Genomic DNA, 22,825 nt, shown 5'->3' on the forward strand with positions numbered 1-22,825 from the left:
CGGATAGTGTCGGACCATGACTCGAATCGACGGCCGTAGCGCCGATGAGCTTCGTCCGGTGCGGATGACCCGCGGCTGGCTTGACCACGCCGAAGGCTCGGTGCTGATCGAGTTCGGCAACACCCGCGTGCTGTGTGCCGTCTCGGTCACCGAGGGGGTTCCGCGCTGGCGCAAGGGCTCCGGTCAAGGTTGGGTGACCGCCGAGTACGCCATGTTGCCGCGCTCCACCAACACGCGCTCGGACCGGGAGGCGGTCAAGGGCCGGCTCGGCGGGCGCACACACGAGATCTCCCGGCTGATCGGGAGATCCCTGCGCGGCATCGTCGACATGTCGGCGCTCGGCGAGAACACGATGGTGGTGGACTGCGACGTCCTCCAGGCCGATGGAGGCACCCGGACCGCCGCCATCACCGGTGCCTACGTGGCGCTGCAGGATGCCGTCGGGTGGCTGCGTCAGCGGGGCCTGCTCAAGGGCGACACCGTACTGACCGATTCCGTGGCCGCCATCTCGGTGGGTGTCGTCGACGGTGTGCCGTTGCTGGACCTGAAGTACGAGGAAGACGTGCGGGCCGAGACGGACATGAACGTCGTGATGACCGGCAGCGGCAAGTTCATCGAGGTCCAGGGCACCGCGGAAGGGGCGCCGTTCGCGCGCGACGAGCTGGACGAGCTGCTCTTGCTGGCCGAACTCGGCTGCACCCGTCTCACCGTACTGCAGGATGAGGCGCTGGCGTCGTGACGGCCGCGCCTCGGGTGGTGCTGGCCACCCGGAACCAGCACAAGGTCGGCGAGATCCGGCGCATCCTCAATGAGGCGGGATGTGGGGTGGACCTGGTCGGCGTCACCGAGTTCCCGGATGTCGAGGACGTCGTCGAGACCGGGCTGACCTTCACCGACAACGCGCTGCTCAAGGCGCACGCGGTGGCGGCGGCGACGGGACTGCCTGCGCTCGCCGACGATTCCGGCATCAGCGTGGACGCCCTCAACGGCATGCCCGGTGTGTTCTCGGGGCGCTGGTGCGGCAGGCACGGCGACGACGCGGCCAACCTGGACCTGCTCCTTGCCCAGATCAAGGACGTCCCCGATGAGCAGCGGGGTGCGTCGTTCGTCTGCGTGGCGGCGCTCGTCGTCCCCGGCGACACGGAACCCGCACGGCCCGACGAGTTCGTCGCGGGCGCTCCGCCCGGGCGGGTGAGCGGACTCCTGGGTCTGGCGCCCGGAGTGGTCGAGCCGACACTGGTGGCCGGCGCGCAGGTGGAGATTGTCGAGGAGGGCCGGGTCACCGGACGGCTGATCCGCGAGCCGAGTGGTGGAGGCGGGTTCGGCTACGACCCCGTCTTCGTCCCGGACGGGCACGATCGCACCACCGCGGAGATGACACCGGCCGAGAAGGACAGGATCAGTCACCGCGGCCGGGCGTTTCGCGCCATCGCCCCCCACCTTGCGGCCCTTTCCAAATGATCATGTAAACCATGTTTTCTCGTGCTTCACCAGGGCTGCAGGCATGGTGAAGCACGAGAAAACATGGTTTACATGATCATTCTGACGAGTCTTTGACGGAGGGGTGCCGGACCGGCGCCGCACGTCGCACGAGGCGCATGATGGTGGAGTGAACGCTGACCGTGTGCGCGCTGCCCTGTCCGGACTGCTGGCCCTTGCGCTGGGCCTGGGGGCCGCGGAGCTGGTGGCCGGCCTCATGGGCCGTCCGGGTGCCTCGCCGGTGTCGGCAGCCGGTGACGGGTTCATCGACGTCGTACCTACCTGGATGGCCGAGTGGGCGATCTCCTGGTTCGGCACCAACGACAAGCTGGTGCTCGGTATCGGCATCGCCGTGGTTCTGGCCGCTGCCGGCGCGGCCGTAGGCCTGCTCACGGTACGTGACCGCAGGACAGGACTGGTCGCGGCGGCCGTGCTGGTCGGCGTCGCCGCGTTCGTCGTCTGGTCGCGTCCCAACCTGGCCGGGGCGGACCTGATCCCGATTCTGGTCGGCGGGGCAGTGGCCGTCCCGGCCCTGGCGTGGCTCGCAGGCCGCGTGGCCGACCTGCGGGAGGCGGAGACTATGTCCACCGAAGGTGGCGCCGGTGGTGTGGGCTACGCCGCCCGGCCCCTCTCGTCCGAGCGGGACGGGACCGCCCGGCGAGTGTTCCTCTCCGGCGCGGCGGGCGCCGTCCTGCTAGCGGTGGGCGCGGGTGCTTTCGGACGCTGGATCGGCGGCCGCCGCGCTGGAGTCGAGGCATCGCGCGACGAGCTGACGGTGGACGTCGAATTCGCACCGGCCGACGTCCCGGACGGGGCCGACCTCGGTGTGGCGGGCGCGGAGCCATGGCGCACCCCCAACGACGTGTTCTACCGGATCGACACCGCCTTCAGCGCCCCTCTCGTGCACCCGGACGACTGGCGGCTGCGGGTGCACGGCATGGTGGACACCGAGATCGAGCTGACCTTCGACGAGCTCATCGGCATGGGACTCGTCGACCGGTGGGTGACGCTGGCGTGCGTGTCCAATCTGGTGGGCGGAAGCCTGATCGGCAACGCCCTGTGGACCGGAGTGCCGATCGCCGACGTGCTGGCCCTCGCCGGCCCGTCGCCCGACGCCGATGCGGTGCTCTCCACCTCGGACGACGGATGGACCTGCGGCACTCCGCTGGAAGCACTCACCGACGGGCGTGACTCCTTGCTTGCGGTCGGCATGAACAGCGAGCCTCTGCCCGTCGAGCACGGGTTCCCGGTCCGCATGGTGGTGCCCGGCCTCTACGGGTACGTGAGTGCCACCAAGTGGGTGGTGGACATCGAGGTCAGCCGGTTCGACCGGTTCCAGGCCTACTGGAGCACCCGCGGGTGGTCCGAACGCGGCCCGGTGAAGGTCGCGTCCCGCATCGAGGTTCCCACGTCGGGGGGCGACGTTTCAGCCGGCGCCGTCGCTGTCGCCGGGACCGCCTGGGCGCAGCACCGGGGGATCGAGGCGGTGGAGGTCCGGGTCGACGGCGGAGCGTGGGCATCCGCGGATCTCGGCGAGGTCCCCACCGACGACACCTGGCGCCAGTGGGTTTTCGAGTGGAACGCCGCGCCCGGGGAGCACACCCTGGACGTGCGTGCCACCACCGGCGACGGCGAGATCCAGACCGAAGACGTCGCACCCCCCGCGCCCGACGGCGCCACCGGCCTGCACAGCATCACCGTCACCGCCCGTTGAGCTCAGCGGGTGGCTTCGCGGTCGCAGGCTTGGGCGCGAAGGGCGCGCTCCAGGTCCGCGAGTCCTTCGACGACGAGCCGGCGGGCCGCGTCGGGGATCTCGGCCGTCTCCAGCCACTCGCGGACTCGCGCGGCGGTCGGGGCGTCGGCGAGGACCCGGGGGAACAGGCCTTGGATGATGGTCTGTGCGGAGTCATTGGTGCGTTCCGCCCAGATCCTGGGGATCGAGTCGAGGTACTGCCCGATATAGGGCTGGATCAAGGTGCGCTGCTCGGGCTGGTGGAAGCCCTGGACGGTGGCCGTGAGCAGGGCGTTGGGCAGCTCGTCGGACTCGACGGCGGCGAGCCAGGCGTTGAGCTTGGCGTCCTCGCTGGGGATGGCCGCGTGTGCGTACGTCGCGTGGCGCTGACCGGTAGCAGTGTTGTCCTGCTCGAGTTCCGCGGCGATGTCGTTCTCCCCGGCTTCCCCGATGATGACCAGGCGCTGCAGGAAGTGCCAGCGCAGGTCGGTGTCGACGCTCAGCCCGGGGAACACGTCGTCCGTGCCGTCGAGCAGGGCGCGTAGCTCGGAGGCGTGTTCCCGGCTGGCGACGGAGGTTGCCCACGCCCGGGCGAAGGCAAGCTGGCTGTCGCTGCCGGGTTCGGCGTGGGCGGCGATGTTCCGCAGCCCGGTGACCCACCGCGCGGAGAGCCGGATCCGTTCCCCGGGATCCGCGAAGAGCACGATCGCGGTGCGGGCGGTGCCGAGCACGTGCTGGACGACCGAGATCACGTCCTCGCGCGCCACGCCGCCGAGGACAAGCTCGACGAACTCGTGTGCCGGCAGTTCGGCGTCGCGCAGCATGTCGATGGCGGCGGTCCAGCACAACGCCCTCGGCAGCGGCGGCAGCGTGGCGATCGAGCGCAGCACGGTCCGCCGGGACCGCTCGTCGAGCCTGATCTTGGCGAACGTCAGGTCGTCGTCGTTGACGAGCAGTAGATCCGGCTGTGGCTCGCCGGCGAGGTCGGCGACGTCGGTGCGCTCGCCGGAGACGTCGAGCTCGAGCCGGGTGCGACGCGTCAGGGTGCCGTCCTCGGCGGCGTCGTAGAGTCCGAGCGCCACCCGATGTGAACGCAGCGTGGGGTGCTCCGCGGCGGCGGTCTGCTCGATGGCCACCGACGCGTAGGTGCCGTTCTCCTCGACCGTGACCACCGGGCGCAGCGTGTTCACCCCGGCTGTCTGCAGCCATTGCCGGCCCCACTCGGACAGATCCCGGCCGCTCTTGTCCTCGAGGTGAGCGAAGAGGTCGGCGAGCGAGGTGTTCTTCCAGGCGTGCATGGTGAAGTACGCCCGTACGCCGTCGAGGAACTGTTCACGTCCGACCCATGCGACCAGCTGCTTGAGGACGCTGGCACCCTTCGCGTAGGTGATGCCGTCGAAGTTCACCTCGACGTCTTCGAGGTCGCGGATGTCCGCGGAGATCGGGTGGGTGGACGGGAGCTGATCCTGCCGCAACGCCCACAGCTTCTCGCTGACCGCGAACGAAGTCCACGCCTCGCTCCAGCGGGTGGCCTCGCTCTGGGCGAGGACACTGGCCCAGGTGGCGAACGACTCGTTCAGCCACAGGTCGTCCCACCACTTCATGGTGACGAGGTCCCCGAACCACATGTGCGCCATCTCGTGCAGGATCGTCTCGGCACGTCGCTCGTAGGAGGCGTCGGTGACGCGGCTGCGGAAGACGTAGTCGTCGCGGAAGGTGACCGCGCCGGCGTTCTCCATGGCTCCGGCGTTGAACTCCGGCACGAAGAGCTGGTCGTATTTGGCGAAGGGATACGGAAGCCCGAAGGCGTCCTCGAAGAAGGCGAAGCCGCGCTTGGTCACGTCGAAAAGCTCGGCCGCGTCGAGATGATCGGCCAGGGACCTGCGGCAGAAGAGGCCGAGGGAGACGGTGCCGTTTCGTCCGGAGTACTGGTCCCGCACCTCGTGGTAGGGGCCGGCGACTATCGCCGTCACGTACGTCGACATCACCGGCGTGGTCGCGAACGTCCACCGGCGTACGCCGTCGCGCAGGTCTGTCACCTCGGTGGCCGGGGAATTGGAGACGATCACCCAGTGCGCCGGAGCATCCACGACGAAGGTGAAGGTGCCCTTGAGGTCGGGCTGGTCGAAGCAGGCGAAGACCCGGCGGGCGTCGGCGACCTCGAACTGCGAGTACAGGTACACCTCGCCGTCGACCGGGTCCACGAACCGGTGCAGGCCCTCTCCGGTGCGCATGTACGCGGCATCGGCGACCACTCTCACCTCGTTGGCCTTGGCCAGCGGTGGCAGGCTGATCCGGGAGTCGGCGTAGACGGCATCGGGGGTGAGCGCCGTCCCGTTGTGCGCCACCTCATGGACGGCGGGCGCAATCAGGTCGAGCCAGGCGTCGGCGCCCTTCTCCGCCTTGAACCGGACGGTGGTGGTCGACCGGTAGACGTCGTCGCCCACGGTGAGATCGAGCTCGACGGTGTACTCGATGCTCGCGCTGTAAATGTTCTCCGCGCGGGCACGGGCTTCGTCACGGGTGAGATTCCTCCCAGGCATACGGATGATCCTGGCAGATAGCACAGCTCACCGGTAGCGCATGCGCGGCACGGCGCGTAGATCGGTTGTGGTTCGTCCCACACGCCGGCATCTCCAAACCGGGTGAATAGTGGCTAAAAAATGACAAATCACCCTTATAACTCTCCGTGACCGTAGCGGCGTCTCCACACGCACACACGTCCGGCGAGGGCACCGCCGGGAATGCGGCCGACCGGGTTGGGGTTGCCCCGGAAAGAGGGAGACGGCCGCGCGCTGTCCTCCCCGCCCGATGTACGACGATCTATGGAGCGCGTTGTGACCTTGACCGAAAGCACCGGAGATACCGCCGTCCTGACGAAGGAGGCCGTCGACTTCTGGTTCGACCCGAGGTGCCCGTGGGCGTGGCTGACGTCGCGATGGATCCTCGAGGTGGAGAAGGTCCGCCCGATCGAGGTCAGCTGGCACGTGATGTGCCTGGGGTATCTGAACGCCGGACGGGAGGTGTCGGAGGACTATGCGGCCCTGCTGGCGAAGACGTGGGGCCCGGTGCGCGTCATCACCGCCGCTCGCGAGCAGCACGGCGACGAGTACGTCCGGCCGCTCTACGACGCGATGGGCGAGCGCATCCATGTGCGCGGGCAGAAGGATGACATTCCCGGCGTCATCGGCGCCGCCCTGCAGGAGGTCGGGCTGCCTGCCTCGCTCGCCGGTTACGCCACCTCCGAGGAGTACGACGACGCCCTCAAGGCGAGCCATCACGCCGGCATCGACCAGGTGGGCATGGACGTCGGCACCCCCGTCGTCGCCGTGGGCGGCCAGGCCATCTTCGGCCCCGTGATCAGCCCGGCGCCGAAGGGCGAGGAGGCCGGCCGGCTGTGGGACGCCGTGCGGACGCTGGTCTCCTACGACGGCTTCTTCGAGCTCAAGCGGACCCGGACCCGGGATCCCATCTTCGACTGAGCGCGGGCAATGGCAGACTTGGCCGCATGCGCGTCCATATCGCCACCGACCATGCCGGCTTCGAGGCCAAGAACCATCTCGCCGAGGCCCTCCGGGCGTCCGGTCACGAGGTCGTCGATCACGGTCCGTTCGTCTACGACGCCGCCGACCACTACCCGGTGTACTGCCTTCGCGCCGCCGAGGGCGTCGCGGCGGACCCGGAGAGCCTCGGCGTGGTCCTGGGCGGTTCCGGAAACGGCGAGCAGATCGCCGCGAACAAGGTCCGTGGTGTGCGTGCGGCGCTGGCCTGGTCGGAAGAGACCGCACGTCTGGCGCGCGAGCACAACGACGCGCGGGTGATCTCCATCGGCGCCCGGCTGCACCCGCTCGATCAGGTGGTGAGCTTCGTGGAGGTGTTCCTGGCCACGCCGTACTCGGAGGAGAAGCGGCACACCGCCCGAATCGACATGCTCACTCGGTACGAGGAGTCGGGTGAGCTGCCTCCGCTTCCTGCGTCGGCGGCGCCGGAGTAGGGGCCTCCTGCGTGGGCGGCCGCGGAATCGGGTGGGCAGCGTTCTCTGCGGCCGGGCCGTCAGGTCCGGCCGGGCTCGATGCGCCGGGCGTGTCCTGTGCACTGGAGTTCCGCACATCCGGCCCGGTGCGTCCGGGAGTCTCTGTCGGCCGGAACCGCTGCATACCGCTGAACTTGAGCTTGTCGAGAGCCTCGGCGATCGCGGCCGGGTCGGGACGGGACGCGTCGCGCGCACGCAGCGCCCGCGACACGCTCACCTGCGAGCGGCGGTCCACCTGATCGAGTCGTTGTTCGTCCCGCTTGTCCCGACTAGCCATATGAGGACCGTACGTGCCCGAGGGTCACACGATCCACCGACTCGCCCGTGAGCTTCGCGACGCCTTCGGCGGCCGGGTGGTGAAAGTGAGCAGCCCGCAGGGCAGGTTCGCCGACGGCGCTCACCAGGTCGACGGCGCCGTGCTGAGCTCCACCGATGCCCATGGCAAGCATCTGTTCCTTGGATTCGACTCGGCAGCTGGGCGCTCGCGGGCGCCGGCCACCGAGCCTGGCGGCACGGCAACCTGCTCCTGGGTACATATCCACCTCGGGCTGTATGGGAAGTTCTGGATCGGACCCGGGGCAGCGCCCGCCCCGTGGGGCGCCGTGCGGATGCGGATCGAGAACGACGACGCCTATGCCGACCTGCGCGGCCCGACCCGCTGCGAGATCATCGATCCCGGTGAGAAGGCCGTACTGCACGGGCGGCTGGGTCCGGACCCCGTGCGCGCCGACGACCCGGAAACGGCGCTGCGGCGCATCTCAGCCAGCAGGACGTCCATCGCCGTCCTGCTGATGGACCAGTCCGTCATCGCCGGCGTGGGAAATGTCTATCGCGCCGAGGTGCTCTTCCGGGCCGGCCTCGATCCCGCCACGCCGGGCCGAGAGGTCGAGCCCGCGGTGCTCCGGGCCATCTGGGCGGATCTGGTGTTGCTCATGCGCCGAGGCGTGGAGGTCGGGCGGATCGACACGGTGCGGCCGGAGCACGAGCCCGCTGCCATGGGCCGTGCCCCCCGCGAGGACGCGCATGGCGGCGAGGTGTACGTCTACCGCCGGGCCGGGCTGCCGTGCCACGTGTGCGGAACCGAGGTGCGGACCCGGGAAGCGGCCGCCCGGAATCTGTTCTGGTGTCCTACGTGCCAGGCGTGACGGTCTCCGTGCGGCGCCGGTAGCCGTTCGTGATGCGGAAAGGGATGCTGTACCAGCATAAATGCCGCTAGGGTCGCTAAGTGTGAAGTCCACTCCCGCCGGACGGATGCGTCTCACCGTCGTGTCCGCGCTCCGCCGTGCCAGCCGACGGGTGAACCATTGGCTCGCGCACGAGACAGTTCTCCTGGTCGGACTGCTCGCGGTGTCCGCGGCGCTCGGTGCGGCGGCGATCACCTGGGCGGGCACGTTCTCGCCGAGCGTACTCGTGCTGCCGTTGCTGGTAGGTGGGATCTTCCTGTCCTGGGACTCGCTGCGCTGGCTGGCCACCGTGACGGTCGCGTTCCTCGTGGCCGCAGTGGTGGCCGACGGCGTGAGCGGAGCCTCGCTGTGGGCGTCGCTCGTCGTCCTGACCACAGCGGCCGTAGCCCTTGGCCTGGCCCGGTCACGGTCGCGGCTCGGCGTCACCGGCACCACAGGGGAATCGATGCTGGTGGACCTGCGCGATCGGCTGACCGCCCATGGCAAGGTGCCGTCCCTGCCGCGGGGGTGGGAGGTCGAGATGGTCCACCGATCCGCTGGACGGTCCGAGTTCTCCGGCGATTTCCTGGTGGCCGCCCGCTCGTCGGAGGGTCTCATCCTGGAGGTCGCGCTCGTCGATGTGTCCGGTAAAGGGCACAGCGCCGGCACCCGGGCGCTGCTGCTCTCCGGGGCGTTCGGCGGCTTGCTGGGGTCGCTTCCTCCCGCGGAGTTCCTGCCTGCCGCCAACGCCTATCTGCTGCGCCAGGGCTGGCCGGAGGGATTCGCCACGGCCGTCCACGCGGTGGTGGATCTCGGGTCCGGGCGGTTCGAGGTTCGCTCCGCAGGTCATCCGCCGGCCATCCACTATCAGTCGGGATCGGGCCGATGGGTCACCCTGGACGCCACGGGCGGGCTGCTGGGAGTCTTCGAGAAGGACGTCTACCAACCGAGCACCGGGCTGCTGCGCCCCGGCGATGCGCTGATGCTCTATACCGACGGCCTCGTGGAGGCTCCCCGCCGCGAGCTCACCGACGGTATCGACAAGCTGCAAGGAGAGGCGGAGCGCCTGGTGACACGGGGGTTCCGGGACGGCGCCGGCAGGTTGATCGACGCCGTGGCATCGTCCGACGACGACGACCGGGCGCTCCTGCTTCTCTGGCGCACGTGAGCCGCGGTGGGTCCGGTCAGGGACCAGGCGGGCCGGAGAATGCTCCGCGGGCGTCGCGCGCTGTGGCGAAGAAGCATGCCACAGCGGGCTCTTAAAGTGCCCGCGGAACATCCTCCTGCCCACCCGGTCTTCTCGGCTAAGCGCGGCGGAGGCGCAGCTCCTGCATGCCGCCGTCGACGGCGATGGTGGAGCCGGTGGTGGAGCCGGCCGCCGGTGAGGCGAGGTAGGCGATCGCCTCGGCCACCTCGGCCGCACTGACGAGCCGGCCCGTCGGCTGGCGGGCGTTGAGCGCCCGGCGTTCGGCCTCCGGGTCCGCGGCCTGGTCGAGTAGCCTGCCGACCCAGGGTGTGTCGACGGTGCCCGGGGTGACGCAGTTGACCCGGATGCCTTCTCCGATGTGGTCGGCGGCCATGGCGCGGGTCAGGGCCAGCACCGCGCCCTTGGACGCGGAGTACAGCGCGCGCTGCTGCAAGCCGGCTGTGGCCGCGATCGAGCAGACGTTGACGATGGCCGGATGAGCCGAGCCGCGCAGGAACGGCAACGCCGCCGCTGACACCCGTGCCATCCCCGTGACGTTGATGTCCAGGACCCGCGCCCACTCGTCGTCGTCGTTGTCCTCCACGGAGCCGATGGCGCCGATGCCGGCGTTGTTGACGAGCACGTCGATGCCATCGAGAGCCTCGGCGGCTTGCTGGACCGCTGCCTGCACCGACGGCCGGTCCCCGATGTCGGCACGAATGCCGAGAATCGGCTCCGGGACGGACTCCGGGGCGAGATCCAGGACGCCGACTCGTGCTCCGGCCTGCGCGAGCCGGCGGGCGGTGGCAAGCCCGATGCCGGACGCTCCACCTGTCACGATCGCCGACATACCGGTCAGGTCGCTCATGGGTGGTGCTCCTTGATTCATCGGATGTCTATTTCTTTCTCGGCTATGGTACCGGTCACCTCGACCGCTGCGGCGTTCAGCGGTCGTGCATGCGTTCGGACAGCTCGATGACCGCATCGATCAGTTCTGCGCCGTCGAACATCGTGGCGTCGTTGTGCCCAGCACCTTCAATGGCATGCACAGTGATTGGACCTCTGGCAGCGTCGGCGACCTCAAGGCTCATCTCCGGCGGGACAATGCCGTCCTCGGTCCCGTAGACCACCGTGATGGGAACATCGATGTCACCGAGCCGCTGCGCCACCGGGAAGCGGTCGCGGAGAAGGAGCCCGGCGGGCACGAACGGATAGTGGCGCTGGGCGACGGCGGAGAGCTTCGGGAACGGGGAGCGCAGCAGCATGCCGGCGGGTCGATGCTCCGCGGCGAGTCCGGCGATCACGCCGCAGCCCAGGCTCTCGCCGAAGTACACCAGCCTCTCGGCACGCACGCCGCGTTCCGTCGTGAGGTACTCGTAGGCGGCCTTGGCGTCGAGCCCGAGCCCTTCCTCGTCCGGGTGGCCGGGGTTGCCGCCGTACCCCCGATAGTCGAAGAGCAGGACGGCGAAGCCGCGGTCGGACAGCGCCCGGGCCAGCGGAGCACGCCCGGCGCGGTTGCCCCCGTTGCCGTTCGCTACGAGAACCGTGATCTCCCGCTCGTCGTTCGCGGCCGGGACGTACCACGCACCCAGGTCGAGACCGTCAGCCGTTGTGAGCGTGGCATCCTCCGCGCCGGCGATCACCTCGGCGGCCGGCGGCACCGCCGAGGTGTCCGGGAGGTAGATGAGCCGCCGCTGGGTGAGCCAGAGCAGGGCCAGCAGGAGCGCGGCGATCCCGGCGACGATACCGAGGAGGAGCAGCGTGCTACGCACCATCGACGTGCCGGTCCCAGCCATGCACCCAGTGTGACTACGCGGCCCGCCGCTCCGCGAGGTGATGCACGATCCCGGCCGGATTCTTGATCCAGTGGCTGCGGAACGACGTCCCCACGATCGGCTCGATCTCGTCACAGGTGCCGATACCGTTGTCGGCGAGCCGGTGAGTGGCGCCGTCGAGGTCGTCGGTGTGGATCTCCAGCCAGAGGTCAGGTTGGCTGTAGGTGTCGACGCGATCCAGCCACAATGTCGTAGGCCCGAATCTGACGGAATGCGTGGCCGAGACGGTCGGTGTGCTCGATGCGTCTTCGGTGGTGACTGGTAGGCCGAGAACGTCGCGGTAGAAGGCGACGGTGGCCTCGTAGTCGGCCCGTGGGATCTTCATCGCGATGTTGACGCTTCCGGCGAAGGACGGCTCGGTCATGTCTCTCCTGGTTGATGGAGGGTTGATGGCTTCGTGGTGAATGTCAGGTGGACGGCTCGTCGCCGGGTGTGACGGTGCCGGTCTCGGCCAGTGACGCCAGACGTCCCAGGCGGTCGTCCCATTGGCGAGCCAGGCCGTCCATCCAGGTCGACGCGTGCCGCAGCGGAGCAAGCTGGGGTTCGTAGCGCACCTCTCGGCCGGTCTTGTGCGCCCGGACCAGCCGGGCTCGCTGCAAGGTGTCGAGATGCTTGCCCACGGCCTGGCGGGTGATGGGCAAGTCGCGGGCCAGTGCGCTAGCGCTGATGGCGCCGTGCCGGACAAGGCGTTCGAGGAGTTCGCGGCGCGTGTCGTCGGCCAGCGCGAGGAACACCGCGTGCTCCGTCGCGGAAGGCGCGGAAGGCGCAGGGGTGCGCGCCATCATGGCGTCGCGGCTTCGGGGAGGGCGTCGATCAGCGCCACGAGCTCGTCGAGCTCAAGCTGCCAGCCGTCCACGTGTTCCTCGTACGCCGCCCGCTGGCGTTCAGTGGGAAATCGGGCGAAGCCGGACTCGACCACCCGTACCGTGGTGGTGCCGTCGTGATTGGCTGTCAGGGTGAATTCCACGAGCGTGGACGGGCTGTCCTCCAGCGGCCGATCGGGGTCTTCGGCCCACCGGAAGCAGAACGACGTCGGTGGCTCCACTCGTTCGATACGGGCCGAGAACCAGCCGTAATCGTCCCAGCGGAACCGGGCCGGCGCGCCCTCCCGGAGCTCGAACTCGGCACGCTGGCCGAACCATCGCGCGACCTGTGCCGGCTCGGTGAGGACGTGCCATACCCGCTCTTGCGGTGCCTTGACCACGACCTCGCGCTGAATGCTGTCCCGCATGCGACTCCGATCTCGGACGAATTATCTGCAACCCGTTGGTTGCATGAGTCGAGCATGCCACACACGGCGTTGCCCTGCAACCCTCAGGTTGCAAGTCTGGTCGGTACTCGCTCAGCGGAGCGACGTCGGCTGCCAGTACTGGCGCTTCTCCCTTGAAGGCCGCGCTCACCCCAGCGCTTGATCGTGTGTGGTTCGCCGTTCCTGGTCAGCGTCACGGCGTCGGGAGAGACCGTCACATTCAGCATCTCGGCCATGGAGATCAGGGCGAGGGCGACTCCGGCGATGGCGCCCACGATCATCGCGCGCCTCTGCGTCGGGAGCGGTGACCGGACCCGGCATCCGGCTAGCGGAGGAGCCGGCCGGCTGTGTCGTGCCTGAGGAGGAGCCGCGGTGCGGCGTGGGTAGTGTCGTCCTCGTGACAGACCAGTACCGGATCGTGCCCGCGGCGTACATACTCTTCCGGCGGGAGCGGGACGGCGTGTCCGAGGTCCTGCTTCAGTTGCGCGACGGCACCGGTTATATGGACGGTCACTGGGCGCTCGCCGCGGCGGGGCACGTGGAGGCGGCTGAGTCTGTGATCGCGGCGGCCTGCCGGGAGGTGACCGAGGAACTGGGCGTCACCGTTCAACCTGGCGAACTGGCGCCGCTGTGCGTCATGCACCGGTCCGGTGGAACGGGCGACGCGATCGACGAACGCGCGGACTTCTTCTTCGAGTGCTGGGACTGGTTCGGCGAGCCCCGCATCGTCGAACCGCACAAGGCGGCGGATCTGCGGTGGTTCGCCCTCGGGGCGTTACCCGAGCCTGTCGTCCCGCACGAGCTCTCGGTGCTGGAGCACGTGCGCAAGGGCGACGTCCCACGCATCCTGACGCGTGGATTCTCCGAGTAGCACCGTCACGCTGCCGGTCGCCTCCACGTGGCACCGTCGCCGGCGCCACGTGGAAGCACGAGGCTCGTGCCGGCCCAGCGTCAGCGGTTGCCGCGCTTGCCTTTGAGCTTGGGCTGGGCCATGACCTGACTGTCGCGAAGCCGGTCGTTCTTCTGCGGCCCGGCGTTCTGGCCTGGCGTGGTCTTGCCCTTGCCCTTGGCGCGGCGCTCGGCCCGATTCATCGGGACGTCCGGAACGGCGGACTCCGACGCGGCATCGGCATCCGATGCGGCGGCAGTGTGATGATCACGATTCTGATTCATGGGGAACCTCCTGATGTGCTGAGTGAGAGCACGGGCCACAACCCCACAGCGACGGCGAGTGAGCCGAGCTCTATGGACGGATGGGGACGGCGGATGGCGCCGACGCCGCGCGACATCGACGCGGTCAGGAGGGATCACATGCCCATGAAGCTAACATGCGCATCTGCCGTTGTACACGGATTTTGGTGTGGGCCTGTGTCTCGCCCGGCGAGTTCAGCAGTCGCCTCGCTGGGCAGTGAGGTCACACAAGCCCGGACCTGTCGACCACGACAGGCCGTTTCGCGCGTTGACCCCGAAGGGGCGCATGGCCCGCACGTCGGTGGAGGCGCCGGAGTCGATCGAGAGCCAGTACCGCAGCTCGGTAGAACTGCCACCGCTGTCGAGGCGGATGACGTAGAAGGGCGCGGCCACCGGTGAGCGTCCGCCGCCGGGAGCCGCCCACCAGGCTGAGCCCTGGGCGTTGGCAGGATCGACGAACGCGCAGTCATGCGCGCCGCCCTGATACCAGCAGCGACGCATCTGGGTTCCGCCGTAGCGGTCCACGCCATCGACGGCGACGACGCCGTTCAGCGCGCGCTGATAGGTGTCTTCGCAGGCGCCCTGGCGGCACGCGACCCAGTCGGTCCAGGCGTGAGCGCGTGCCGCGGCCGGGGTGCCTCCGGAGTTACGCCGCGCGCAGTACTTGTCGACGATGAACGGCGCCATGCGTTCAGCGGCGTACTGGGAATCCATGGCCTCCGCCGCGGTGAAGTCCGTTCCCAATCCGGCCGAGTCCAGCTGCCACATGCCGATGCCTGGGTGGAACCACAGCCCGGGTGCCCGGTCCTGCGGATCGCCGAGAGCCGGCTGGGTGTCGTAGCGGGACAGGGTCATGGGAGACGGCGGCGCCCCTGATGGAGCTACTTCCGGCCAGGTCATCGCTATGCCCAGAGCGGTTGCCTGTTCCGGTGAGATCGAGCAGGCGGCCTGCGTGGCTGCACGGGAGGCAGCGTCCTGGACGTATCCGAGCGGTTCCGCGCCGAACCGCAGCTGCTGCTGCGCCGGCACCCACGCGTTGGCCATCTTCTCCTCGTCTGCTCGCGATTGGCTGTCCTGGACGCCGGTGGCTCCGGCCGGATGAAGCGCGAGTGCGGCACTCAGCACTCCACCGGCGATGCCCATTGCCATGCGTCCGGCAATCCGCGAAAAGGCCATGTCGAGTCTCCTCGGGCAAGCGGTTGATCAGGCTAGAGACCGAGGATGTCACAGTCTGTGTCACGTCACCAGCAATGTCCAGAAACTCCATGAGTCATGGTGCGCGGGAGTTCGCAGCCTTGCGACCATACCTAGAAGTAGGTATGGTTCGACGCATGGCGAACGACCGACGAGTTGATGAGCCGGCGGGGAGCGCGGCTGCCTCGAGTCGTGATCGGCTGATCGCCGCAGCTCAGCAGCTGTACTGGGAACAGGGCGTCTCGAGTACTACGCCGCGCCAGGTGATGCAGGTCAGCGGCGTGGGGCAAGGCAGCCTCTATCATCACTTCCCGGCCAAGCATGAACTCGCGCAGGCGGCTATCGCTGTGACCGTCGCCGACGCTTTGGCCACGGCCGAAGGGGAACTGACCAGCGGTAGCCCGGCGAGAGAGCGGCTGATCCAGTATTTGACCCGCCCTCGCGACGCGCTGGCCGGATGCCGGGTCGGGCGTCTGACGTATGAGCAGTACGTCATCGACGACGACGCGCTGAACGAGCCGGTCCGCCAGTACTTCCGGAGGTTGATCGCGCTGGTCCAGGACGTGTTCGCGGAGCTGCCCGGAATGGATGAGGGGGGCTCGCGGCGGCGTGCCTATGCCGCGGTCGCGCTGATACAGGGTGGCTATGTGCTGAGCAGGGCTCTGGATGAGCCAGCCGCGCTGGATTCGGCGGTGTCGGGGTTCGTCGACGTGCTCAATGGCGACGCCGGCCTGCCGTGAGCTGAATGGCGCCGCGACGGCCCCCACGCGGCTGCCAGCACACGAATTCGACGAGGAAAGGACCTTGTACTGTGCCGAACCAGACGTTGGCTGTTTCTGAGAGGTTGCGGGCCTTGCCCGTCTTCCCGGCGACGCTGCCCACCTTCGAGCCGGACGAAGTCCAGGCCGAGCCGCAGGAACTGTTTCTCGATTGGCTCGACGAGGCCGTCGAAGGAGGCGTGCCGGCTCCTCACGTCATGACCTTGTCGACGGTCGACGACGGCCGGGCCGCCGCTCGGGTGTTGATCCTGAAGGATGTCACCGACCAGGGGTGGCAGTTCGCCTCCAGATCCGACAGCCCGAAAGGCCACCAGATCGCCGAGCACGCGCACGTGGCTCTCACTTTCTTCTGGCAGCAGCTCGGACGCCAGATCCGAATCAGCGGGCAGGCTGCCTCCCTGGGCGAGGCGGCAGGGGCGCGGGACTTCCTCGCCCGGCCCGAGGCGTCCCGCGCCAGTGGTCTGGTCGGCCGGCAGAGTTTGCCGATGCACTCTATGGACGAGTACCGGGAGGCCTATGCCGCCGCACGTGAGCGCATTGCCGCCGACCCCGGCATCGTCGCCCCGACGTGGACCGTGTACATGGTCCGGCCGGACACGGTGGAGTTCTGGCAGGCATCACACGAGCGGGCGCACATCCGCCTGCGCTACGAGCGAGGAACCAGTGGATGGCGGACCGAGCGGCTGTGGCCGTGACCAGGAAATTGACCAGCGTGATGGAGGACTGCCGGGCAGCCGGCTCGGCCCTGCGGCGCGTTGTCGGCGGGCTCGATGAGCCGACGCTGCGAGCGTCGTCGAACCTGCCGGGATGGAGCCGGGCACACGTCCTGGCACACATCACCAACGTCGGCCACGGCGCGGCCCGGCAGGTCGAGTACGCCGCGCGCGGCGAGCTCATCGACTTCTACGATGGTGGCCGGCCCGGGCGTAATGCCGCGATCGAAGCCGGCGCGGCGCTACCGATGGAGGACCACCGACACCAGGTTCACAGCATGCTCGACCGGCTCGAGGGGACGTGGCCGCCTGACGGGTCACCGCTCTGGGAGCAGCGGGTGCTGTATAGAGACGGCAGCGTCGCCGATGTACTCCTGACCTGGTGGCGTGAGGTCCGCATCCATCTGGTCGATCTCGACGCCGGCATCGGCGCCGACACCTGGAACGAGCCGTTCTGCCGGCACCTGTTCGTCTTTCTGGCGCCACGGTTGCCGTCCGGCACGGCCGTCGAGTTGCGGTTCACCGACCCGGACGTGGGCGGAATGTCGGAGCCGTGGCGCGTGCACGGTACCGCGTCGGGTGAGGTGCTGGTGGTCGAGGGCGGCATGCGGGACATCGCGCTGTGGCTGGCTGGGCGCGATCCTCAGCGGCTGCCGACGGCGCGCTCCGGTGCCCGGGTGCGCGAGTTGCCCGGGCTGTACCCCTGGCCGTCCCCGCAGAGGTGATCAGGAGAGTCGAGGTGTTCGAGCCTCGTGTATCTCGGCGTGCGCGCCGTCCTGCATCGGAAGCAGCTTACGTGCGTCGTTCGAGTCCGGCGTCGATGTGAGACCGGTGGACCTGGTGGGAAGGGTTCGTCATCGGGCTGACGGCCGGACTGACGATGGTCGGCCTCGGCGTGGGTATCGCACTGACCGGCCGCAAGGAGTAGTGCCTTCGCCGGTCCAGCCGGGTGGTCGCACGGGATCGCCACGCTGGGTTGACCTCTACTTCAGTTGAGGTTGCATGCTGATGGAGCTACGTCGCCCGACACCACATGGAGACACACGTGTACGCCATCCGGCAATACGAGTTCGGCCCCGCTGAGGTCCTCCGCTACGAAGAGATCGCCGATCCTCGGCCCGGCCGAGGCCAGGTCCGCATCGACGTCGAGGCGGCCGGCGTTCACCTCGTCGACACGGCGCTCAGGTCGGGGACTGCCGGGGGTGCATTCCAGAGGCCGGACCTGCCCATGACTCCCGGCCGGGAGGTCGCCGGTGTTGTGGACGAGGTCGGTGAGGGCGTCGACGAGAGCTGGCTGGGCACTCGGGTGGTCACCCACCTGGGCCTGGCCAGCGGCGGGTATGCGGAGCTGGCCGTTCGCGACGTGGAATCCGTCCACCAGCTGCCCGAGTCGGTGAGCTTTCCCGTGTCGGTCGCGATGATCGGCACCGGCCGGACGACGATGGGCATCCTGGACGCCGCCCAGCTGCGCGACGACGACGTTGTCCTGGTCATGGCGGCGGCAGGTGGTATCGGCAGCCTGCTGATCCAGGCGGCGCGGCACGCGGGCGCCACCGTCATCGGAGCCGCCGGCGGCCTGGCGAAGGTGGATCGCGTGCGAGTGCTCGGAGCGACGGTCGCCGTCGACTACAGCGACCCGGAATGGCCGGCGGCGGCACGCGAGGCCCTCGGCGGCCGGGACGTCACCGCCGTGCTGGAGGGGGTGGGCGGCGAGCTCGGTCGCGGCGCTTTCGACCTGCTGGGTGCCGGTGGCCGGCTGATCATGTACGGCTGGGCGTCGTCGTTCGGACAGGCCACGCAGGTCACCACCGAGGATCTGGTGGAGCGCGGGCTCACTGCCACCTGGGCTCTGGGGCCCGCCATGCTGAAGCGACGGTCCCTGCGCGACTTGGAGAGCCAGGCGCTGGCCGAGGCGGCGGCCGGGCGGCTGGTCCCATCCGTACAGACCTTTGCGCTCAAGAACGCCGCCGAGGCACACGCCGCTCTGGAAGGGCGCGGCACCGTCGGCAAAGTGGTGCTCGAGCCGTAGTCCGGCCGTGCCGCCCCGCCCCGGCATTTTTCAACACGACGATCTTCACGGTCAGCGTGACCTGCAGGTTTGCCTTGCTGTTCCCCACGCGGCGATCATCACAAGGGTCGTGAGAGCAGCCGTGGGAATTCCGGCCGCCGTCGTCGGCAATCTCTTGCACGGCTCGACGCACGGCTGCCGGAATTCTCGATCGTCGGCGATTCTCCGCACGACGCCCCGCACGACCGAACAGAACTGGCCAGGGTCGCCCATGTGCCCTCGGATTCGGCACGCGTGCTCTCACGTCACGAAGTGAGCCGCGAGCCTCATGGCCAGATCGTCCCGTGCGGCGATGACCTGCTCGTCGTCCGCTCGGCCCAGAAGACCAAAAATGTGAGGTCCGCGCACGTCGTCGGTGAGGTCACGGGGGCGCGGAATGATGTGAAAGTGCAAGTGAAAGCCGTGCGCCTCGCCGAACTCGGCGAGGTACGTCTTCGGAGTGTGAAGTTCGTCAGCGATGGCACGAGCTAGCCGGACCTGCCATGTGCCCAAGCTCGTGGCCTCCGCGTTACTCAGGTCGGCCAGCTCCATGACATGTCGCCTCGGTACCAGAACGAGCCATCCGAGCAAGGCGGTTCCGGTCGCGTGGACGACGCGCCACAGATTGTCGTACGTGATCCGCTCGCGCGGCGGCAGCTGATCGAACTCGGCCTCGCGGTCACAGGTGTAGCACTCGGTCGTCATGGCCGGCTGAGCATACCCGCGAACATGTGGCCCCGCAGCTGGGCGCCTCCGGAAGGCGTCGGGCGCCGTCCGGGCGGCATCAGGGCGCCGTCGGGAGATCATCAGACCACCCGGCGACGCTGAAGCGGACCTCGCAGGGGACGTTTCCGGTAGCCGCCGTCGGTCAATCCGGCGTGGCGCTCGAACGGATTGTGCGACGCGGGGTCACCCGTGACCGCCCACGACCATGCCGCTGCGAACAGGTAGAGCACGATCATCACCGGTCCGAGGCACCATGCGTACTGGGTCGCGTGCCGAGCTTCGTGTGTCAGGAGCCGGGGACGGCGGGCGAGTTGCTCGTCGTCGAGCCTGAGCAGGATCACGTTGCCGAGCGTGAACGCGGGCGCCGGTGGGATGGGGAGGCGGTAACCGCGGCCGATGATCAGGCCGTCGGCGCCTCGCTCGAAACGGGCACGGCCGAGGAGACCGGTGAGCAGCCCGAGTGCGGTGGAGAGGTTCACCCAGTTGACGACCTGCCGGACCCGGTGCCGTGGCTGCACATCCACGTTTGTCACGTTCGCAGCCTCCGGCGAAGGAGGGGCGTGAGCCTGTAGTCGACGAGCGTTCGCATGGCAAGCGCCGTCGAGGTGCGTTCAACGCCGGGTGTGGCAAGGATCTGGCCGGCGATGCGGTACAGGTCGTCGGCGTCGACGGCGGCCACCCGCACGAGAAGGTCAGCCGGGCCGCTGATCCCTATCACCTCGATGATCTCCGGGACGTTGGAGAACGCCTCGGAGAGCTCGGCGAGCATGCGCTGGGTGACGTGCACGGTGACGAACGCGGTGAGGGGATAGCCGAGTGCGGCTGGGTCGATGCGGTGATCGAACGCCTCAAGGCCGCCGGAGTTCTCCAGTTTGGCCAATCTGGCATGCACCGTGTTGCGGGCCAGCCCGGTCCGTTGCGCGAGCGCGACAACGGTGGCACGTGGGTCGTCGTTGAGTGCGAGCAGCAGCTTCGCATCGACCTCGTCGACGATCTCCGGGTTGGGCACTCTGCTCACCTCCGATGACGCAGACTCTGACCAAGGGCGTCAGAATGCTCAATCTTAACGGAGCATATTGCGCAGCCTTCCAGCATCTGCTGTTCTCATTAATCAATTCTTACATCCATTATGAAGCCGCTGCAGACGAGGAGTGCTACCCGTGAGCAATGTGGAGCTGGCGACGCGGGAAACGGCGGGTGGCCGCGAGCACCGGATCGAGGTGTTGGAGGCCGTCGAACAGCGGATCCTCTGGCTGGCGACCGCGATGATCGATCACGCCAACCGGGTGCGCCCCAATTCGTCGGGGATGAAGGTCGGAGGGCACCAGGCGTCGAGCGCTTCGATGGTCTCCATCATGACCTCGCTCTGGTTCGAGCACCTGCGGCCGGAGGACCGGGTGTCGGTGAAACCGCATGCCTCACCCGTGTTGCATGCCATCAACTACCTCCTCGGCCGGCTGGACGAGAGCTACCTCACCAGGTTGCGCGACTTCGGAGGATTGCAGAGCTACCCGAGCCGGATCAAGGATCCGGACCCGGTCGACTACTCGACCGGGTCGGTGGGGATCGGAGCGACGGCGACCATCTGGGGTGCGCTGGCCAGGCGCTACATCGACAGCCGTGGCGGCCGGGCCGGCGCTGGCCGGCAGTACGCACTGCTGGGCGACGCCGAACTCGACGAGGGCGCGTGCTGGGAGGCAGTGCTCGACCCGACGGTCGTGGACCTGGGCGAGGTGACCTGGGTGGTCGACCTGAACCGGCAGTCGCTGGACCGGGTGGTGCCACACATCGCGGCACACCGGCTGCGAGGCATGTTCGCGGCGGCCGGCTGGCAGGTGCTCGACGTCAAGTACGGCCGGCTCCTCGAGGAGCTGTTCACCCGCCCCGGGGGTGACGCGCTGCGGGAGCGCCTCGACGAGATGCCGAACCCGGAGTTCCAGCGGCTGCTGCGATGCGACGCCGTCGATCTTCGGGACCGGCTTCCGGCAGCCCGCCTGGCCGATCCGATCCGCAGACTGCTCGCCGACGTCGACGACGAGACACTCGGACGGGCGATCCGCAACCTTGGCGGACACGATCTGCGGTCCCTGGGCGCCGCCTTCGCAGCCATCGACGACGAACGCCCCACCATCGTGTTCGCCTACACCATCAAGGGTTACGGCCTGGCCACGGAGGGCCACCCGCAGAACCATTCCAGCCTCGTGACTGAGGAGCAGCTGCACGAGCTGGCCGGCAGGACCGGAGCCGACCCGCACCGTCCCTGGGCGGGCTTCGCGCCGGACAGCGCCGAGGCTGGGGCATGCCGGGCGACGTCGGCCCGCTTGCGCCGGGCGGCGATCGCGGCCTCGTCGCCGCCGGAGGTGCCCGCGGAGCTGGGCCGAACGCCAAGCGGCACCGCTACCACGCAGGCGGCTCTGGGCAGAGCGCTGCTGGACCTGTCCCGGCAGGCTCCTGAGGTCGCCGGCCGGGTGGTGACGGTGAGCCCCGACGTCAGCTCGTCCACGAATCTCGGCGGATGGCTCAACAAGGTGGGGGTGTGGTCCTCGGCGGATCGCCGGGATTGGTTCGCCGACGACGCCGAGACAATCCTGCATTGGCGGGAGAGGACCACCGGCCAGCACATCGAGCTCGGCATCGCTGAGACGAACCTGGTAGGTCTGCTCGGGGAGCTGGGCTCCACCTGGAGCCGGTGGGGCGAGCCGCTGTACCCGATCGGGGTGCTCTACGACTGCTTCGTGGGGCGCGCGCTCGAACCATGGTCGTTCGGGATCTACGCCGGCGGGCAGTCGATCCTCGTAGGCACGCCGTCCGGGGTCACTCTCGCCGCCGAGGGTGGCGCGCACCAGTCGGTGGTCACCCCCTCGCTCGGCATCGAGCAACCCGGCTGTCTCACGTATGAACCAGCGTTCGCCGTCGACGTCGAATGGTGTCTGCTCGCCGCGTTGGCTCAGCTCGGACGGCCCGGGGGCGAGTCGGTCTATCTCCGGCTGTCGACCCGGCCAGTGGACCAGTCCCTGGCGGCGGTTCCGGCGGATCCGGCCGCTCGGGAACGGCGGCGGAGACACGCGGTGGCGGGCGGCTACCCCCTGGTCCGTTCCGACCGGCCGGCGGTGACGATCGCCGTCATGGGCGCCGTCGTCCCCGAGGCGATCGAAGCCGCGGACCGTCTGGGCGGACTCGGCGTGCCGGCTGACGTTGTCTGCATCACCAGCCCTGATCTGCTTTTCCGCGCTGTACAGTCCCGCACCCGTGCTCTTTCGGCGCCGAACTGGATCCTCGGCCAGCTCCTTCCCCCGAATCGTGCGACACCCATGGTGACGGTGGTGGACGGCCACCCGCACGCGCTGGCCTTCCTGTCGGGTATCAACCGGGTGCCAGCGGTCCACCTCGGGGTGAGCGGTTTCGGGCAGTCCGGCGACCTGGTGGACGTGTACCGTCACCACGGTCTTGACGCGGACTCGATCGTCGCTGCCGCCTTGGATGTCCGCGGGTAAAGAC

The 22,825-nt window shown here is 68.9% G+C and carries 26 protein-coding genes; 13 read left to right on the top strand and 13 right to left on the bottom strand.

Going from position 1 to position 22,825, the window contains the following annotated elements; genetic code table 11:
• Positions 1-16: 16 nt before the first annotated feature.
• The 3 genes from rph (at position 17) to G1H11_RS25775 (ending at position 3,193) form a co-directional block, all read left to right on the top strand.
• On the top strand, positions 17-739 hold the full coding sequence (gene rph / locus G1H11_RS12845; protein WP_163818973.1) for a ribonuclease PH: 723 nt from the start codon (positions 17-19) through the stop codon (positions 737-739).
• A complete protein-coding gene (locus tag G1H11_RS12850; protein ID WP_163818974.1) occupies positions 736-1,461 on the top strand; it encodes a non-canonical purine NTP pyrophosphatase in 726 nt (241 codons plus the stop codon). Before rph ends, G1H11_RS12850 begins: the two co-directional genes overlap by 4 nt.
• A gap of 148 nt (positions 1,462-1,609) precedes the next feature.
• A complete protein-coding gene (locus tag G1H11_RS25775) occupies positions 1,610-3,193 on the top strand; it encodes a molybdopterin-dependent oxidoreductase (RefSeq protein ID WP_216843719.1) in 1,584 nt (527 codons plus the stop codon).
• Between the two features lie 2 nt (positions 3,194-3,195).
• On the opposite strand, the gene pepN is transcribed toward G1H11_RS25775, so the two are convergent.
• Positions 3,196-5,754 carry an aminopeptidase N gene (gene pepN, locus G1H11_RS12860; RefSeq protein ID WP_163818975.1) on the bottom strand — a complete coding sequence of 853 codons (2,559 nt, stop codon included), beginning with the start codon at positions 5,752-5,754 and terminating at the stop codon, positions 3,196-3,198.
• A gap of 300 nt (positions 5,755-6,054) precedes the next feature.
• Between pepN and G1H11_RS12865 the strand changes: the two genes are divergently transcribed.
• The gene (locus tag G1H11_RS12865; protein WP_246211372.1) at positions 6,055-6,693 is read left to right on the top strand and encodes a mycothiol-dependent nitroreductase Rv2466c family protein; all 639 of its coding nucleotides are present in this window, start codon (positions 6,055-6,057) and stop codon (positions 6,691-6,693) included.
• Positions 6,694-6,719: 26 nt separating this feature from the next.
• Positions 6,720-7,205, top strand: a complete 486-nt coding sequence (locus G1H11_RS12870) for a ribose-5-phosphate isomerase (RefSeq protein WP_163818977.1) — start codon at positions 6,720-6,722, stop codon at positions 7,203-7,205.
• On the opposite strand, the gene G1H11_RS12875 is transcribed toward G1H11_RS12870, so the two are convergent.
• Positions 7,144-7,521 (bottom strand): hypothetical protein, encoded by a 378-nt coding sequence (locus tag G1H11_RS12875; RefSeq protein WP_163818978.1) that lies wholly within the window; start codon positions 7,519-7,521, stop codon positions 7,144-7,146. The genes G1H11_RS12870 and G1H11_RS12875 overlap by 62 nt on opposite strands.
• 13 nt (positions 7,522-7,534) lie before the next feature.
• On the opposite strand from G1H11_RS12875, the gene G1H11_RS25780 reads away from it, so the two are divergent.
• Together G1H11_RS25780 and G1H11_RS27055 are read left to right on the top strand one after the other, a co-directional pair.
• Entirely contained in the window at positions 7,535-8,389 is an 855-nt protein-coding gene (locus G1H11_RS25780) for a DNA-formamidopyrimidine glycosylase family protein (protein WP_163818979.1), read from the top strand.
• Positions 8,390-8,471: 82 nt separating this feature from the next.
• Positions 8,472-9,575 carry a SpoIIE family protein phosphatase gene (locus G1H11_RS27055; protein ID WP_163818980.1) on the top strand — a complete coding sequence of 368 codons (1,104 nt, stop codon included), beginning with the start codon at positions 8,472-8,474 and terminating at the stop codon, positions 9,573-9,575.
• A 136-nt stretch (positions 9,576-9,711) separates the two neighbouring features.
• Here G1H11_RS27055 and G1H11_RS12890 read toward each other — a convergent pair whose 3' ends face one another.
• The 6 genes from G1H11_RS12890 to G1H11_RS12915 all read right to left on the bottom strand — a co-directional run bounded on the left by G1H11_RS12890 (position 9,712) and on the right by G1H11_RS12915 (position 12,958).
• Positions 9,712-10,461 carry an SDR family NAD(P)-dependent oxidoreductase gene (locus G1H11_RS12890; protein ID WP_163818981.1) on the bottom strand — a complete coding sequence of 250 codons (750 nt, stop codon included), beginning with the start codon at positions 10,459-10,461 and terminating at the stop codon, positions 9,712-9,714.
• A gap of 76 nt (positions 10,462-10,537) precedes the next feature.
• Positions 10,538-11,368 (bottom strand): alpha/beta fold hydrolase, encoded by an 831-nt coding sequence (locus G1H11_RS12895; RefSeq protein WP_163819142.1) that lies wholly within the window; start codon positions 11,366-11,368, stop codon positions 10,538-10,540.
• Between the two features lie 34 nt (positions 11,369-11,402).
• Positions 11,403-11,792: a VOC family protein gene (locus G1H11_RS12900; protein WP_163818982.1), complete on the bottom strand. Its 390-nt coding sequence runs from the start codon at positions 11,790-11,792 to the stop codon at positions 11,403-11,405.
• 43 nt (positions 11,793-11,835) lie between these two features.
• On the bottom strand, positions 11,836-12,162 hold the full coding sequence (locus G1H11_RS12905) for an ArsR/SmtB family transcription factor (RefSeq protein ID WP_216843721.1): 327 nt from the start codon (positions 12,160-12,162) through the stop codon (positions 11,836-11,838).
• 47 nt (positions 12,163-12,209) lie between these two features.
• On the bottom strand, positions 12,210-12,659 hold the full coding sequence (locus G1H11_RS12910; RefSeq protein ID WP_163818983.1) for an SRPBCC domain-containing protein: 450 nt from the start codon (positions 12,657-12,659) through the stop codon (positions 12,210-12,212).
• An 83-nt stretch (positions 12,660-12,742) separates the two neighbouring features.
• Complete coding sequence (locus G1H11_RS12915) at positions 12,743-12,958, bottom strand: YqeB family protein (RefSeq protein ID WP_163818984.1); 216 nt, start codon at positions 12,956-12,958, stop codon at positions 12,743-12,745.
• A 116-nt stretch (positions 12,959-13,074) separates the two neighbouring features.
• Here G1H11_RS12915 and G1H11_RS12920 point away from each other — a divergent pair, with 116 nt between their 5' ends.
• Positions 13,075-13,548 carry an NUDIX domain-containing protein gene (locus G1H11_RS12920; RefSeq protein ID WP_163818985.1) on the top strand — a complete coding sequence of 158 codons (474 nt, stop codon included), beginning with the start codon at positions 13,075-13,077 and terminating at the stop codon, positions 13,546-13,548.
• Between the two features lie 80 nt (positions 13,549-13,628).
• On the opposite strand, the gene G1H11_RS12925 is transcribed toward G1H11_RS12920, so the two are convergent.
• Together G1H11_RS12925 and G1H11_RS12930 are read right to left on the bottom strand one after the other, a co-directional pair.
• Positions 13,629-13,850, bottom strand: a complete 222-nt coding sequence (locus G1H11_RS12925; RefSeq protein ID WP_163818986.1) for a hypothetical protein — start codon at positions 13,848-13,850, stop codon at positions 13,629-13,631.
• 213 nt (positions 13,851-14,063) lie between these two features.
• On the bottom strand, positions 14,064-15,044 hold the full coding sequence (locus tag G1H11_RS12930) for a hypothetical protein (RefSeq protein WP_163818987.1): 981 nt from the start codon (positions 15,042-15,044) through the stop codon (positions 14,064-14,066).
• A gap of 155 nt (positions 15,045-15,199) precedes the next feature.
• Between G1H11_RS12930 and G1H11_RS12935 the strand changes: the two genes are divergently transcribed.
• The 4 genes from G1H11_RS12935 to G1H11_RS12950 all read left to right on the top strand — a co-directional run bounded on the left by G1H11_RS12935 (position 15,200) and on the right by G1H11_RS12950 (position 18,583).
• Positions 15,200-15,802, top strand: a complete 603-nt coding sequence (locus G1H11_RS12935; RefSeq protein ID WP_163818988.1) for a TetR/AcrR family transcriptional regulator — start codon at positions 15,200-15,202, stop codon at positions 15,800-15,802.
• A 113-nt stretch (positions 15,803-15,915) separates the two neighbouring features.
• Complete coding sequence (locus tag G1H11_RS12940; RefSeq protein WP_216843722.1) at positions 15,916-16,536, top strand: pyridoxine/pyridoxamine 5'-phosphate oxidase; 621 nt, start codon at positions 15,916-15,918, stop codon at positions 16,534-16,536.
• Positions 16,509-17,279 carry a maleylpyruvate isomerase family mycothiol-dependent enzyme gene (locus tag G1H11_RS12945; protein WP_163818990.1) on the top strand — a complete coding sequence of 257 codons (771 nt, stop codon included), beginning with the start codon at positions 16,509-16,511 and terminating at the stop codon, positions 17,277-17,279. The genes G1H11_RS12940 and G1H11_RS12945 overlap by 28 nt, the downstream gene beginning before the upstream one ends.
• 320 nt (positions 17,280-17,599) lie before the next feature.
• Positions 17,600-18,583 (top strand): zinc-binding dehydrogenase, encoded by a 984-nt coding sequence (locus G1H11_RS12950; RefSeq protein ID WP_163818991.1) that lies wholly within the window; start codon positions 17,600-17,602, stop codon positions 18,581-18,583.
• A 279-nt stretch (positions 18,584-18,862) separates the two neighbouring features.
• Here the strand turns inward: G1H11_RS12950 and G1H11_RS12955 are convergent, their stop codons facing one another.
• The 3 genes from G1H11_RS12955 to G1H11_RS12965 all read right to left on the bottom strand — a co-directional run bounded on the left by G1H11_RS12955 (position 18,863) and on the right by G1H11_RS12965 (position 20,336).
• Entirely contained in the window at positions 18,863-19,306 is a 444-nt protein-coding gene (locus tag G1H11_RS12955; RefSeq protein WP_163818992.1) for an HIT family protein, read from the bottom strand.
• Between the two features lie 101 nt (positions 19,307-19,407).
• On the bottom strand, positions 19,408-19,860 hold the full coding sequence (locus tag G1H11_RS12960) for a hypothetical protein (protein WP_216843723.1): 453 nt from the start codon (positions 19,858-19,860) through the stop codon (positions 19,408-19,410).
• Complete coding sequence (locus G1H11_RS12965) at positions 19,857-20,336, bottom strand: Lrp/AsnC ligand binding domain-containing protein (RefSeq protein ID WP_163818993.1); 480 nt, start codon at positions 20,334-20,336, stop codon at positions 19,857-19,859. Before G1H11_RS12965 ends, G1H11_RS12960 begins: the two co-directional genes overlap by 4 nt.
• A 256-nt stretch (positions 20,337-20,592) precedes the next feature.
• Between G1H11_RS12965 and G1H11_RS12970 the strand changes: the two genes are divergently transcribed.
• Positions 20,593-22,821: a transketolase-like TK C-terminal-containing protein gene (locus G1H11_RS12970; protein ID WP_163819145.1), complete on the top strand. Its 2,229-nt coding sequence runs from the start codon at positions 20,593-20,595 to the stop codon at positions 22,819-22,821.
• Positions 22,822-22,825: the final 4 nt, after the last annotated feature.

The organism is Phytoactinopolyspora alkaliphila, assembly GCF_010550695.1.
Lineage (GTDB): Bacteria > Actinomycetota > Actinomycetes > Jiangellales > Jiangellaceae > Phytoactinopolyspora > Phytoactinopolyspora alkaliphila.